This window comes from Pseudomonas fluvialis (assembly GCF_014207935.1).
Taxonomy (GTDB): domain Bacteria; phylum Pseudomonadota; class Gammaproteobacteria; order Pseudomonadales; family Pseudomonadaceae; genus Aquipseudomonas; species Aquipseudomonas fluvialis_A.
The window spans coordinates 374,455-388,214 of the sequence record NZ_JACHLL010000001.1; the positions used below are offsets into that span (position 1 = coordinate 374,455).

Genomic DNA, 13,760 nt, shown 5'->3' on the forward strand with positions numbered 1-13,760 from the left:
TCTAGTTCGGGCAGGTGCCGGGCACCTGCGGTAAACGTTGGTCGAGCAGCTTGCACAGCTGTGAGTCAGCCGGCCAGTTGCGCAGAAAACGGGCGCGGTCGCGGGCATAGGCCCGGGCGAAACGGCGCGCACTGCGATGCTGTTGCATGGCATCGAGGTCGATCAGCGACCAGCTACCCAATGCCTCATCCCAAAACAGATTGCTGCCCTTGAAGTCCCCATGGCTGATGCGTTCGCGCAGCAAGGCGGCGAACAGACGATCCAGCGCCAGCAGGTCAGCTTCCGGGGGCGATCCTTCGTGGAACGCCTTGAAACGCGCGATTATATCCTGCCCGCCGCAGTATTCGGTAATCAGGTAGGCACGCCCGCGCAGCCAGCACCAGCGCCGCTCGATCACCGCCAGCGGCCGCGGCGTGGCGATCCCCAGCAGCAGCAGGCGGTTGCCCTCGACCCAGCTGTGCCAGGCACGACTGGGCCGCCAGAAGCGCTTGAGCCAGTGGGTGAAACCCTTGATGTTGTAGCGTTTGGCGACGACGTCCCGCGTCGCCAGCGGCAGGCGCGCCACCGTGGCCGTGCCGCCCTGCTTGAGTCCTTGCCCGCCATCCAGCGCCTGATCCGGCGCCGCCAGCAGGGGCTCGAGCTCGGCGGCGCAGTCGCGCCGCACCACCCGCAGACCGAAGGCGCCGATCCGCGCACTGAACAGACTGCAATCACGCGCCACCTTGCTCAGATAATCCCGCAGCCGCCAGCGGCGCGCCTTGGCGATGGCCGCCTGCAGCGCCTCCAAAGGCAAGGCATGTTCGCCGTTCACCAGCAGATAGTGAATCAACAGCTCTTCCAAGTGAGCGTCCAGCTCAGCCGGCAACTGGGCGAAGAACAGCCCGAGGTTTTCCAATACCCGTACCTGCGCCAGGGGCTGCCCGGGTGTCTCAGCCAGCACACCGCCACCGTCGATCACCCACAGGCGCTCGCCTTCGACCAGCAGGTTATCCAGGTGCAGATCCGCCTGATACAGGCCTCGGCGATGCAGCCGGGCAATCACCCCCAGGGCCTGCGCCAGCACGGCCTCCTGGCCCGCCGATAGCCACGGCTCATGCGCCACGTCACGCCAGGCATCCCATAGGCTGTGAGCCTGCTCGATGTACTCGAAGAGCAACCAGCCACCCTGCCCCTCGACAAAACCCTGCGCCAGCAACGCGGGTGTATCAAGACCCTGCTCGGCCAGCAGGCGGGCACCGGCCAGTTCACGCTGAAAATGTCGCGCGGCCTTCCTGCCAACCAGCAGCTTGGCCAGCACGGCACGGCCTTGCCAGCGGGCCAGGCCGACATAGCGCTGAGCGGGCAACACCCGCAACAGGTTCTGCAGCAGCAATGGCTCGCCAGCCAGCTCAAGGCTCAATGGCAGTGCCGGTGCACGGCCCGCCGCAGCCAACTGATCCAGGCGCATCAACGTGCGTCCTTCTGCCGGCGCCGCGCACTCAGGCGCTGCCACCAGACGTCCACCTGAGCGCCATCGCCCAGATATCCCAGCAGGAACTGACGAATATCGCTTTCCCCCCAGACACTGGCGCGGCGCAGCAACGGCTCCAGATCCTTGATCCGATCGCGCCGCCCCAGCAGCAACGGACGGGTCTTCTCCAGGTCAATCAGTTGCGCCTCGAAGCCCTCACCGCTCTCTTTCAGGAAGATATGCTTTGGGTAGAAGCAGCCATGCATCTGCCCCGCAGCGTGCAGCGTACGGGCCAGGGCGCCGCACGCGTGCAGGATGGCCGTCTGCCGCTGCGCAGCCAGCGCCGACCACTGCGGCAGGTAGGACTCCAGATCACGCCAGCCATTCAGAGCACGAGTCAGCAAGACGGCGCGCGATTCTCCCGGCACCCGCCGCTGAGCAAAAAAGGCCGCCTGCAGCGCCGGGATGTGCAGCCGCTGATAACGACAGACATTGCGAAACTCGCGGGCAAAGGTCGGCTCACCCAGCGGATGCAGCAGGCTGCGGGTCAGGTGGTTGCTTTGCCGCTTGAGGTAATAGGCCTGCTCGCCAAGCTCCAGGCGGCACACACTGCTCCAGCCGCCGCGCTCGGTATTGGGTACGTCAACGGCATCCAGCTGCAGCGCCCACAGCGCGTCGAAGCTGGCCAGGCCATGCCGCTCAAGCAGCTGGCGATCTGCCGCCGCGATAAAGTCGCTCATTCACGCCCCTCGAAGAATCTCACGATCTTGGCTACCTGCCGCTTGTCCGCCGCGCTCAGGCGCTCAGCACCGCGGTACTGCAGATAAAAGCGCAGGCGCTGCGTGCGCGACAGCACCTTGCTGGCCACCTTGTCCAGGCAGGCCAGGTCCTTGACGATGCGGTAGCGCAGCAAAGGCCCCCACCAGAAACTGCCGGAGGGGCAGTCGATAAAGAACAGCTCGGCGCGCGGATTGACCAGCAGATTGCGCCACTTCAGATCGTTATGGGTGAAGTGGTGGTCATGCAGGGTGCGCGTGGCGCGGGCGAGCTGGCGGCTGACCGCATCCACCCAGGCGGCATCCTGCAGCCGTTGATCGCCACGCTGCGCCAGCAGGGCAAGATCCTCGGTCTGTTGCAGTTCCCGGGTAATCAGCGCGCCGCGGGCGAAGGCACCGCCGCGGCGCTCCAGGCCGTAAGCCATGATCGAGGCGGTCGGAATGCCCCAGCTGGCAAAATGCTTGAGGTTCTGCCACTCGGCCTTGACCCGCGGCCGGCCGACCCAGCGGCGCAAGCCCTTGCCCGCGCCCCAGTAGCGTTTGACGTAATAGCGCACACCCTCGTGCTCGATGCGAATCACCTCGGACAGCGGATCGCGCGTCAGGCGCTCGCCCTGTAGGGCAAACACCGCGTCGAGGCTGGCGAAACTGACGGCCAGCGTTGCCGGCAGATCGCCGGCCGTACGCCAAGCACTCATGAGCCGGCCCCCGGCGCATATTTGCGCTGGTAACGCAGCATGAGCCTGGCCGCCTTGCGCTCCAGCCAGGCCAGTAGCCGGGCCTCGTCGCGCAGGATGTCGCGCAGCGGTCTCTGGAAATAGATGCGCAGGAAACGCAGCTTGTCGCTACGGGTCAGGCCGATGTCCAGGGCGGAGAAGTACAGCGCGGCCAGGTCCTTGTCGCGCCAGCGGCGCGGGGTGGCGGCGCGGGTCTGGGCGCGGTGCAGGTCGATCACCGACAGGCGGAAGTCGTCCGCCGTCACCGGCCGGTCGGTGTGCAGCAGGAAGTGGCAGATGTAGCAGTCGCGATGGTTGACCCCGGCGCGGTGCATGCCGCCGACCATCTTCGCCACCTCGGCGATCAGCGCGCGCTTGAGGCGCGGCTCGGGTGGCTGCTGCCGCCAGTTCAGGCTGAACTGCTCCAGATCGGTGGTCGGCGCCAGCTCCTCGGTGATGATGAAGGAATGCTGCTGCGCCGGATTGCTGCCGCGCTCGCCATAGGCCACAGCGGTCATGGTCGGCACACCGGCCTCGTGCAGTCGGGCGATGGCCTGCCATTCCTGGGCGGCGCCGAGCACCGGCAGCTTGGCGGTGAGCAGGTTCTTGACGATCTCGCCCCAGCCGATGCCGCGGTGAATCTTGACGAAGTAGCCGCGCCCGTCCACTTCGGTGCGCAGGGTGCGGCGACCCTCCAGTTCACGGTAGACCTGGCCCTGCAGCGCCTCGACGGCGGCGAAGGCGTCCTGGCCGGCCCACAGGCTTTTGAACGGTTCGGCGAGCATGAGCTTCACGGGCGTTTCTCCGCGAGGATCACGTCGGCGGCCTTCTGCGGCATCGAATAGAGGTCGGCGCAGTCGGCGAAGGCCAAGCCGTTGCTCCCCCAGAAGGCGCGGCGCTCATCGTCGGCCAACATATCGGCCAGAGTGCGATTGAGCTGCGCCTGGTCGAAGGGACTTGCTAGCACCCGGCCGGCATCCGCCTCGGCGATGTAGTGGGCATAGCCACAGACATCGGTGACCAGCACCGGCAGGCCGGAAACCAGCGCCTCCAGCAGCACGGTGCCGGTGTTCTCGTTGTAGGCCGGATGGATCAGTAGGTCGGCGCCGAGCAGGAAACGCGGAATGTCGCTGCGACCCTTGAGGATCTGCACCTGATCGGAAACGCCCAGCGCCTTGGCCTGCAACTGAAACGCGCGAGGATCGTCCTGACCGATGGCGATCAGGCGGGTACGCTTTTTAAGCTCGTGCGGCAACGCGGCCAGGGCCTTGAGGCTGCGGTCCAGGCCCTTGGTCTTGAAGCCGGAACCGATCTGCACCAGCAGCAGGTCGTCGTCCGCCAGTTTGAATTCACGACGGAACTCGGCGCGGATCTCGGCCGCGTTGGCCGGTGCGCGGCGATCCTGGGCAATGCCCGGTGGCAGCAGATGGAAGCGCTGGCGCGGCGTCTGGTAGTGCTGGATGAACAGCGGCTGCTGCACCTCGGAGATCATCAGGATCTCGGTCTTCGACTCTGGCGCGAACACCGCGCGCTCGTAGTCGGCGAAGTGCTTGTAGCGGCCCCAGCGTTTGTAGATGGGCGCGCGTAGGGTCTGCGCCTTGTCCTCGTAGCAGCCGTCGGCGGCGTAGTAGACATCGAGGCCCGGCATCTTGTTGAAGCCCACCACCCGGTCCACAGGATCACGGGCCAGGTCCGCCGCCAGCCAGGCGCTGAATTTCTCGTTGCGGTGATGATTGAAGAACGCCTTGATCGGCGCCACCCGCACGTCGAAGCCGGCGGGCACCTCGCCCTCCCAGATCGGCGTGTAGACGCGGATGGCATGGCCGCGCGCCTGGCACTCCAGGGCGATGCGCATGAAGTCGCGTTGCAGCCCACCGAAGGGGAAGTACTTGTAGAGCACGAAGGCCAGTTGCATCAGCGAGTCTCCAGACTGGCCAGCAGACGGTCCAGCTCGGGCGCCACGCGCGCCGCATCCAGGCCGTCAAAACAGGGTTTGTCGCGATCGCCGCCACCGGCCAGCGGCCCCGTGGCGCACAGGTGGACCTGCCCGCGACCGTAGGCGCCGACCTTGACCGGCAGAGTCGGGCCGTAGAGGGAAATGCTCGGCACATCCAGCGCGGCGGCCAGGTGGCCGAGGCCGGTGTCCACCGCCACGCAGGCGCGCGCGCCGGCGATCACCGCCGCCACGCCGCGCAGGTTCAGCTTGGGCAGCACCTGGGCATGGGCAAGACCTTCGACCAGACGTTCGGCGCGAGCCTTCTCGGCCTCATTGCCCCAGGGCAGGCGCACGGCCATGCCGCGGGCATCCAAGTGCTCGGCCAGCGCACGCCAGTCGGCTTCCGGCCAGTGTTTGCTGGCCCAGGTGGTGCCGTGCAGGAACAGCACATAGGGCTCGGCGCCCGGCGCTCCGGCCATGGCCGCACGATCCAGTCCGTAATCACCCACCGACGCCGGCACCTTGTAGCCCAGCGCCTGCGCCAGCAGCTGGCGGGTGCGCTCGACGGCGTGCTGGCCCCAGGCCACGGCATAACGGCGATCATAGAAGCGGCTGGCCAGCGGCTCGCGCGCCGAGGCACGGTCCAGACCGGCCACCGGCGCCGCGCAGTAGCGGGTCAGCCAGGCGCTTTTCAGCAGGCCCTGGGCATCGATCACCAGATCGTAGCGACCCTCGCGCAGGCGGTGCTTGAAGCCCGCCCACTCACCGCTCTTCCAGGTGGCGAGCAGGTTCTTGCGCCAACGGCGGATGGCCACCGGAATCACCTCGGCCACCGCCGGGTGCCAGGCCGGAATCTCGGCGAAGCCTTCCTCCACCACCCAGTCGAACTGGATGCCGGGAATGGCCGCCGCCGCATCGGTGAGCGCCGGCAGGGTATGGATGACATCGCCCAGCGACGAGGTCTTGATCAGCAGCACACGCATCGGCGGGTTATTCCACCTCGACCGGATCGGCAACCAGGCGATCCAGCGCCTCGATCACCGGACGCGGCTTGAGCTCGCGCAGGCAGTTGTAATGACCGAAGCGGCAGGTGCGCTCGAAGCAGGGGCTGCATTCCAGACCCAGGCGGACGATCTCGACCTGGTCCGCCAGCGGCGGGGTGAACTGCGGCGAGGTGGAGCCGTACACCGCCACCAGCGGGCGGTTAAGCGCGGCGGCCACGTGCATCAGGCCCGAATCGTTGGACACCACGGCACCGGCGCAGGACAGCAGGTCGATGGCCTCGGCCAGCGAGGTCTCGCCGGCCAGATTCACCGACTCCTCGCGCAGGCCGGGAATCAGCCGGGCGCGGATATCCTCGCAGCCGGGATGGTCATTCTTCGAGCCGAACAACCACACCTGCCAGCCGGCACGGATCTTCAGCTCAGCAACCTTGGCGTAGTACTCGGCCGGCCAGCGCTTGGCCTCGCCGAACTCGGCACCGGGACACAGCGCCAGCACCGGGCGATCCAGGCCGAGGCCGAACTTGGCCAGGGCGGCCTCGCGGCTGGCGTCGTCGATGGTCAGGCGCGGCTGCGGATAGGGTTTGGGCAGCTCCGCATCGGGCTCGTAAGCGAGCGCCATAAAGCGCTCGATCATCAGCGGCAGGCGCTCTTTATCCAGAGTGCGGATGTCGTTGAGCAGGCCGTAGCGCATCTCGCCCTTCCAGCCGGTGCGCTTGGGCACCTTGGCGAAGAACGGCACGAGCGCGGATTTGAGCGAGTTGGGCAGCAGAATCGCCTGATCGTACTGACCGGCCAGTGACTGGCCGATCTTGCGCCGGGTGGCCAGTTCCAGCACACCATGACCGAGCGGGAAGCTCAGGGCCGCGCGTACCTCGGGCATGCGCTCGAGAATCGGCCGGCTCCACTCGGGGGCCAGCACGTCGATCTGGCAGTCGGGATGACGCTGCTTGAGGCAGGTGAACAGCGTCTGCGCCATCACCATGTCGCCTACCCAGCTGGGGCCGATGATCAGAATATTCATGCCAATTCCAGAAATGCGCAGGGAGGCGCGATGCCTCCCTGTCTCGACCTAATAACCGCTTATTTAACCAGAGTGCGCCATTCGGCATGGCCGCTGGTCTTGCCAGTGACCAGATCGAAGTAGGCCTTCTGCAGCTTCTCGGTCACCGGGCCGCGACGGCCGATGCCGATCTGCCGGCCATCCACTTCGCGGATCGGCGTCACTTCGGCGGCGGTGCCGGTGAAGAAGGCCTCGTCGGCGATGTACACCTCGTCGCGGGTGATGCGCTTCTCCACCACCTTGATGCCCAGCTCGTCGGCCAGGGTCAGGATGGTGTTGCGGGTGATGCCGTTCAGGCAGGAAGTCACCTCAGGGGTGTACACCACGCCGTTCTTGACCAGGAAGATGTTCTCGCCCGAACCCTCGGCCACGTAGCCTTCCGGGTCCAGCAGCATGGCCTCGTCGGCACCGCCGGAAATGGCTTCCTGTAGGGCCAGCATGGAGTTGATGTAGTTGCCGTTGGCCTTGGCGCGGGTCATCGAGATGTTGACGTGATGACGGGTGTAAGAGCTGGTGCGCACCTTGATGCCGTTCTGCAGGGCCTCTTCGCCCATGTAGGCGCCCCAGTGCCAGGCGGCAACGATGACATGCACCTTGAGGCCGGCGGCGCGCAGGCCCATGGCTTCGGAACCGAAGAACACCATCGGCCGCAGGTAGGCGCTTTCCAGGCCGTTCTCACGCACGGCGGCGCGCTGCGCCTCGTTGATCTCCTCCTTGGAGAAGGGGATCTGCATGTTGAAGATGTGCGCCGAGTCGAACAGACGGTCGGTGTGCGCCTGCAGGCGGAAGATGGCGGTGCCGTCCGGGGTGTTGTAGGCACGTACGCCTTCGAACACGCCCATGCCGTAGTGCAGGGTGTGGGTCAGCACGTGGGTGGTGGCCTCGCGCCACGGCACCAGCTTGCCGTCATACCAGATCACGCCATCACGATCAGCCATCGACGCCATTGCCTTCGACATAGTTGCCAGCTCCTCAAGTCTTCGATTCGTTACGGTTGCAGTCGCCCGTCAGCTCGGGGCGACCTACGCCAAACCCAATTCGTGCCAGATGCGCAACACGTTGCGCCGTTCATCGGCCAATTGATCTCCAGGCACCGTGCCGGCCTGTTTCTGCAGGGCCTGGCGGTGCGCCGCGGCGCGGAAGGCCTTGTAGGCCTCCTGCAACAGTCCGACGTCGGCGGCGGTCAGCAGGCCGTGATCGCGCAGCCCGTCGAGGATGCGGATGTTGTCGGTGTAGCGCAGCAATTCCGGGTACTGGTGCGACCAGGCCAGGGCCGCGTATTGCACCATAAATTCGATATCGACGATACCGCCGGCATCCTGCTTGAGGTTGAACGGCTGCTCAGCCTCGAAGGCATTGGCGGCAGTGCCGGCCGCGCTTTCCCTGCTGCCGAGGTTGTCGCGCATCTTCGCGCGCATGTCGCTGACCTCCTGACGTAGCGCCTGCAGATCACGCTCACGGCCGAGCACCTGGGCGCGGATCGCCTCGAAGGCGCCCCCCACACGCGGGCAACCGACCAGCACGCGGGCACGCACCAGCGCCTGATGCTCCCAGGTCCAGGCCTCGTTCTGCTGGTAGCGCTCGAAGGCGCCCAGCGAACTGACCAGCAGCCCAGAAGCCCCCGAAGGCCTCAAGCGCATATCCACTTCGTAGAGCTGCCCGGAAGTGGTCTGGGTGGTCAGCAGGTGAATGATGCGCTGGCCCAGACGGGCGAAGAACTGCGCGCCATCGATGGGTTTGGCGCCATCGGTGTCGGCCTGGGAGTCACCGTCATGGATAAACACCAGATCGAGATCGGAACCGTGGCCCAGCTCGATCCCGCCGACCTTGCCGTAGCCGACGATGATGAAGTCCGGATCGCACAGACTGCCATCGGCACGGCGCGGCGTGCCGTACTTGGCCACGGTCTGGCGCCAGGCCAGCGCCAGCACCTGCTCCAGAATGGCCTCGGCCAGCCAGGTGAGATAGTCGGACACCTTCATCAGCGGCAGAGTGCCGGCAATTTCAGAGGCCGCCACGCGCAGACGGTGGGCCAGCTTGAAGTGGCGCAGGGCCTCCATCTGCTGCTCCAGATCGTCCTCGGGGATGCGCGTCAGCCGCTCGCGCAGCTCGGCCGCCAGCTCCGGCGCCAGCGGCGGCTTGAACAGCCGCCCCTCATTGAGCAGCTCATCCAGCAGCAAGGGGAAGCGGGCAATCTGCTCGGCGATCCAAGGACTGGCGGCACACAGCTCGAGCAGACGCTGCAGGGCGCTGGGATTCTCCGTCAGCAGCACAAGGTAGGCGGAGCGACGCACCACCTTCTCGACCAGCGGCAACACCCGTTCCAGCACCCGGTCCGGATCGTCGTGCTCAACCGCCTGAGCCAGAAAGCGCGGCATGAAGGCATCCAAGCGCTCGCGCCCCATGCGCTGCATGGCCCGCACCTGCGGCCCGTGCTTGAGATCGAGAATACGCCGCAGCGCCACCTCGGCATCGGCAAAGCCGGCCTCGCTCAGCTGCCGCTGCGCCGCCTCGGGCTCCAGCGCCTCCTCCCACAGCGGCAGCCACTCCCCGCCGATACAAAGCGCATCAGCGCCCTCCTCCTCGTCCGGGTCGGCAATCACCTGACGGAAGTGGTACTCGACCCGCCGCCGGCGCTCGCCCAGGGCATGGTAGAACGCCTCCCAGTCGGCAAAACCCATGATGGCAGCCACGCGCAGGCGGTCCTGCTCGCCATCGGGCAACATCTGGGTCTGGCGGTCATCGATGCCCTGCAGGGCGTGCTCGGTGTAGCGCAGGAAGTGATAGCTCTCGACCAGCTCATCAACCGCCTTGGCCGGCATGTAGCCCTGATCGCGCAGGGTGCCGAGCACGCGCATCAGTGAGCGTTCCTGCAGCGCCAGGTCACGGCCGCCGTGGATCAGCTGGAACACCTGAGCGATGAACTCCACCTCGCGGATGCCGCCGGAGCCGAGCTTGATGTTTTCGCTCATACCCTTGCGCCGCACTTCCTGCTGAATCAGCTGCTTCATCGAGCGCATGGCCTCGATGGCGGAGAAATCGAGGTAACGCCGGTAGACGAAAGGCCGCAGCATTTCCTGCAACTGCTTGCCGGCCTGCTGATCGCCCGCGACCACGCGGGCCTTGATCATAGCGTAGCGCTCCCAGTCGCGCCCCTGATCCTGGTAGTACTGCTCCATCGCATTGAAGCTGTACACCAGCGGGCCACCCGCGCCATAAGGGCGCAGACGCATATCGGTACGGAACACAAAGCCGTCGACGGTGATGGCGTCGAGCGCCTTGATCAGCTTTTGCCCCAGACGAGTGAAGAACTCCTGATTGTCCAGCGAGCGCTTGACCCCCTCGGTTTCGCCGCCCTCGGGATAGGCGAAGATCAGGTCGATATCCGAGGACAGGTTCAGCTCGAAGGCCCCCAGCTTGCCCATGCCCAGCACCACCAACTGCTGTGGCAGGCCGCTGCGGCGCCCGGTCGGCGTTCCGAACTGTTCGCACAGGCGCGGATGCAGCCAGCCCAGCGCCAGATCGATGCTGGCGTCGGCCAGATCGGAGAGGTCACGGCAGGTGCCCCACAGATCGGTCTGGCGGGTGAAGTCACGCCAGATGATGCGCAGCTGCTGGCGGTTGCGGTAACGCCGCAGACACTTGCTCAGTGCGTCCTCATCCGCACACTCGGCAACCAGAGCGGCCAGCTGAGTGCGCAACTCGCCCGGCGCCAGCGCGCGCTCCAGCTCGCCACTGGCCAGCAGCGCCGCAAACATGGCCGGATCACGCTTGATCTGCTCGACCGCGAAATAACTCTGCGCCAGCACCCGCGTCAGCTGATCACGCCGCCACTCGGGCCAGCCGGCAAGGCTTGCGCCCAGCTCGCTCAGGGCGTGTTCGATATCGTTCAGGGCCCGTTCGGCCAGGGGGGACAGTGCAGCTGGCAGCGTGGCCAGGGAAGGCAGGCTCATGGTCTATCCTGATGGCGACAGGGCGGTCGCTAGACGGCCCTTTTGTAGTTTTTCTACTAAAGACTGTGACCGAAAGGCTGTTTCAACGCTCTAAATGTAGTAAAACTACAGAGCTGCCGACCCACCCCGGCAAGCACTCTTTTCATGCCGCCCTGCCCACAAGGTGCGGGCGGCCCCTGGCAACCGATTCTGGAAGCCTTTCCGGCCTGGAGCAAGCCATGCAAGACCTCGATCCCGTCGAAACCCAGGAATGGCTGGACGCCCTCGAGTCCGTCCTCGACCAAGAGGGCGAAGACCGTGCCCACTACCTGCTGACCCGCATGGGCGAGCTGGCCAGCCGCAGCGGTACGCAGCTGCCCTATGCGATCACCACGCCCTACCGCAACACCATCCCGGTCAGCCACGAGGCACGCATGCCCGGCGACCTGTTCATGGAGCGGCGGATCCGCTCGCTGGTGCGCTGGAACGCCCTGGCCATGGTGATGCGCACCAACCTGAAAGACCCGGATCTGGGCGGTCACATCTCCAGCTTCGCCTCCAGCGCCACGCTCTACGACATCGGCTTCAACTACTTCTTCCAGGCACCGACCGAAGAACACGGCGGCGACCTGATCTTCTTCCAGGGCCATGCCTCGCCCGGCATCTATGCCCGCGCCTTCATGGAAGGCCGCATCAGCGAAGAACAGATGAACAACTTCCGCCAGGAGGTGGACGGCAACGGCCTGTCCTCCTACCCGCACCCCTGGCTGATGCCGGACTTCTGGCAGTTCCCCACCGTGTCCATGGGTCTGGGCCCGATTCAGGCGATCTACCAGGCGCGCTTCATGAAGTACCTGGAAAGCCGCGGCTTTATCCCAGCCGGCAAGCAGAAGGTCTGGTGCTTCATGGGCGACGGCGAGTGCGACGAGCCGGAATCCCTGGGCGCCATCTCCCTGGCCGGCCGCGAGAAGCTGGACAACCTGATCTTCGTGATCAACTGCAACCTGCAGCGCCTGGACGGCCCGGTGCGCGGCAACGGCAAGATCATTCAGGAACTCGAAGGCGTGTTCCGCGGCGCCGAGTGGAACGTCAACAAGGTCATCTGGGGCCGCTTCTGGGACCCGCTGCTGGCCAAGGACAAGGACGGCATCCTGCAACGCCGTATGGACGAGGTGGTCGACGGCGACTACCAGAACTACAAGGCCAAAGACGGCGCCTTCGTGCGTGAGCACTTCTTCAACAGCCCCGAGCTGAAGGAGATGGTCAAGGACCTCTCCGACCAGGAAATCTGGAACCTCAACCGCGGCGGCCACGACCCGTACAAGATGTACGCGGCCTACCACCAGGCGGTGAACCACCAGGGCCAGCCGACCGTGGTGCTGGCCAAGACCATCAAGGGCTACGGTACCGGCGCCGGCGAGGCGAAGAACACCGCGCACAACACCAAGAAGGTCGATGTCGACAGCCTGAGGAAATTCCGCGACCGCTTCGACATCCCGGTCAAGGACGAGGATCTGGAGAACCTGCCCTTCGTCAGACCCGAGGAAGGCAGCGCCGAAGCCCGCTACCTGCAGGAGCGCCGCGACAAGCTCGGCGGCTATGTGCCGCAGCGCCGCGCGCAGAGCTTCAGCATCCCCACGCCACCACTGGAGACCCTCAAGTCGATCCTCGACGGCAGCGGCGACCGCGACATTTCCACCACCATGGCCTTCGTGCGCATCCTCGCCCAGCTGGTCAAGGACAAGGACCTGGGCGCGCGCATCGTGCCCATCGTGCCGGACGAGGCGCGCACCTTCGGCATGGAAGGCATGTTCCGCCAGCTCGGCATCTACTCGTCCGTGGGCCAGCTGTATGAGCCGGTCGACAAGGACCAGGTGATGTTCTACCGCGAGGACAAGAAGGGCCAGATCCTCGAGGAAGGCATCAACGAGGCCGGCGCCATGTCCAGCTGGATCGCCGCCGGTACTTCCTACTCCACGCACAACCAGCCGATGCTGCCGTTCTACATCTTCTACTCGATGTTCGGCTTCCAGCGTATCGGCGACCTGGCCTGGGCCGCCGGCGACAGCCGCGCGCGCGGCTTCCTGATCGGCGGCACCGCCGGACGCACCACGCTGAATGGCGAGGGTCTGCAGCACGAGGACGGCCACAGCCATATCCTCGCCAGCACCATTCCCAACTGCCGCACCTATGACCCGAGCTACGCCTACGAGCTGGCCGTGATCATCCGCCACGGCATCAAGGCGATGATCGAGGAGCAACAGAACGTCTTCTACTACATCACCGTGATGAACGAAGCCTACGTCCAGCCGGCCATGCCGGAAGGCGTCGAGGACGGCATCATCCGCGGCATGTACCTGCTGGAAGAGGACAAGCGCGACGCAGCGCATCACGTGCAGCTGCTGGGCAGTGGCACCATCCTGCGCGAAGTGCGCGAGGCGGCGAAAATTCTGCGTGACGAATTCGGCATCGGTGCCGACGTGTGGAGCGTGCCGAGCTTCAATGAACTGCGCCGCGACGGCCTGGCCGTGGAGCGCTGGAACCGCCTGCACCCGGGGCAGAAGCCGCAGCAGAGCTATGTGCAGCAGTGCCTGTCCGGACGTAAGGGCCCGGTGGTGGCCAGCACCGACTACATGAAGCTGTTTGCCGAGCAGATCCGTCAGTGGGTGCCGGTCAAGGAATACAAGGTGCTCGGCACCGACGGCTTCGGCCGCAGCGACTCGCGGCAGAAGCTGCGCCACTTCTTCGAGGTGGATCGCTACTGGGTGGCGCTGACCGCCCTGGAGGCGCTGGCCGACCGCGGCGACATCGACGCCAAGGTGGTGGCCGAGGCCATAGTCAGGTTCGGCCTTGATGCCAACAAAACCAACCCGCTGGATTGCTGAG

The 13,760-nt window shown here is 65.8% G+C and carries 10 protein-coding genes; 1 reads left to right on the forward strand and 9 read right to left on the reverse strand.

Annotated features, from left to right (window positions below):
• Position 1: 1 nt before the first annotated feature.
• From HNP49_RS01755 to glnE, 9 genes are all read right to left on the reverse strand, one after another.
• A complete protein-coding gene (locus HNP49_RS01755; RefSeq protein WP_184680089.1) occupies positions 2-1,447 on the reverse strand; it encodes a lipopolysaccharide kinase InaA family protein in 1,446 nt (481 codons plus the stop codon).
• Entirely contained in the window at positions 1,447-2,190 is a 744-nt protein-coding gene (locus tag HNP49_RS01760; RefSeq protein ID WP_184680090.1) for a lipopolysaccharide kinase InaA family protein, read from the reverse strand. The genes HNP49_RS01755 and HNP49_RS01760 overlap by 1 nt, the downstream gene beginning before the upstream one ends.
• Positions 2,187-2,924 carry a lipopolysaccharide kinase InaA family protein gene (locus HNP49_RS01765; RefSeq protein ID WP_184680092.1) on the reverse strand — a complete coding sequence of 246 codons (738 nt, stop codon included), beginning with the start codon at positions 2,922-2,924 and terminating at the stop codon, positions 2,187-2,189. Before HNP49_RS01765 ends, HNP49_RS01760 begins: the two co-directional genes overlap by 4 nt.
• Positions 2,921-3,736 carry a lipopolysaccharide core heptose(I) kinase RfaP gene (rfaP, locus tag HNP49_RS01770; protein WP_184680093.1) on the reverse strand — a complete coding sequence of 272 codons (816 nt, stop codon included), beginning with the start codon at positions 3,734-3,736 and terminating at the stop codon, positions 2,921-2,923. The genes HNP49_RS01765 and rfaP overlap by 4 nt, the downstream gene beginning before the upstream one ends.
• Positions 3,733-4,857, reverse strand: a complete 1,125-nt coding sequence (locus HNP49_RS01775) for a glycosyltransferase family 4 protein (RefSeq protein ID WP_184680094.1) — start codon at positions 4,855-4,857, stop codon at positions 3,733-3,735. The genes rfaP and HNP49_RS01775 overlap by 4 nt, the downstream gene beginning before the upstream one ends.
• Positions 4,857-5,861 (reverse strand): lipopolysaccharide heptosyltransferase I, encoded by a 1,005-nt coding sequence (waaC, locus tag HNP49_RS01780; protein WP_184680095.1) that lies wholly within the window; start codon positions 5,859-5,861, stop codon positions 4,857-4,859. The genes HNP49_RS01775 and waaC overlap by 1 nt, the downstream gene beginning before the upstream one ends.
• 7 nt (positions 5,862-5,868) lie before the next feature.
• The gene (gene waaF, locus HNP49_RS01785) at positions 5,869-6,903 is read right to left on the reverse strand and encodes a lipopolysaccharide heptosyltransferase II (RefSeq protein WP_184680096.1); all 1,035 of its coding nucleotides are present in this window, start codon (positions 6,901-6,903) and stop codon (positions 5,869-5,871) included.
• Between the two features lie 59 nt (positions 6,904-6,962).
• On the reverse strand, positions 6,963-7,889 hold the full coding sequence (locus HNP49_RS01790; protein WP_184681133.1) for a branched-chain amino acid transaminase: 927 nt from the start codon (positions 7,887-7,889) through the stop codon (positions 6,963-6,965).
• Positions 7,890-7,964: 75 nt separating this feature from the next.
• Positions 7,965-10,895 carry a bifunctional [glutamate--ammonia ligase]-adenylyl-L-tyrosine phosphorylase/[glutamate--ammonia-ligase] adenylyltransferase gene (glnE, locus tag HNP49_RS01795; RefSeq protein WP_184680097.1) on the reverse strand — a complete coding sequence of 977 codons (2,931 nt, stop codon included), beginning with the start codon at positions 10,893-10,895 and terminating at the stop codon, positions 7,965-7,967.
• Positions 10,896-11,113: 218 nt separating this feature from the next.
• On the opposite strand from glnE, the gene aceE reads away from it, so the two are divergent.
• Positions 11,114-13,759: a pyruvate dehydrogenase (acetyl-transferring), homodimeric type gene (aceE, locus tag HNP49_RS01800; RefSeq protein ID WP_184680098.1), complete on the forward strand. Its 2,646-nt coding sequence runs from the start codon at positions 11,114-11,116 to the stop codon at positions 13,757-13,759.
• The last annotated feature ends 1 nt before the right edge of the window (position 13,760 follow it).

What these genes read in the sequence shown, in the direction of transcription:
- HNP49_RS01755 (WP_184680089.1), bottom strand. Translation starts at nt 1,447, where the DNA reads ATGCGCCTGGATCAGTTGGCTGCGGCGGGCCGTGCACCGGCACTGCCA.
- HNP49_RS01775 (WP_184680094.1), bottom strand. Translation starts at nt 4,857, where the DNA reads ATGCAACTGGCCTTCGTGCTCTACAAGTACTTCCCCTTCGGTGGGCTG.
- HNP49_RS01760 (WP_184680090.1), bottom strand. Translation starts at nt 2,190, where the DNA reads ATGAGCGACTTTATCGCGGCGGCAGATCGCCAGCTGCTTGAGCGGCAT.
- glnE (WP_184680097.1), bottom strand. Translation starts at nt 10,895, where the DNA reads ATGAGCCTGCCTTCCCTGGCCACGCTGCCAGCTGCACTGTCCCCCCTG.
- waaC (WP_184680095.1), bottom strand. Translation starts at nt 5,861, where the DNA reads ATGCGTGTGCTGCTGATCAAGACCTCGTCGCTGGGCGATGTCATCCAT.
- aceE (WP_184680098.1), top strand. Translation starts at nt 11,114, where the DNA reads ATGCAAGACCTCGATCCCGTCGAAACCCAGGAATGGCTGGACGCCCTC.
- HNP49_RS01790 (WP_184681133.1), bottom strand. Translation starts at nt 7,889, where the DNA reads ATGGCGTCGATGGCTGATCGTGATGGCGTGATCTGGTATGACGGCAAG.
- HNP49_RS01765 (WP_184680092.1), bottom strand. Translation starts at nt 2,924, where the DNA reads ATGAGTGCTTGGCGTACGGCCGGCGATCTGCCGGCAACGCTGGCCGTC.
- waaF (WP_184680096.1), bottom strand. Translation starts at nt 6,903, where the DNA reads ATGAATATTCTGATCATCGGCCCCAGCTGGGTAGGCGACATGGTGATG.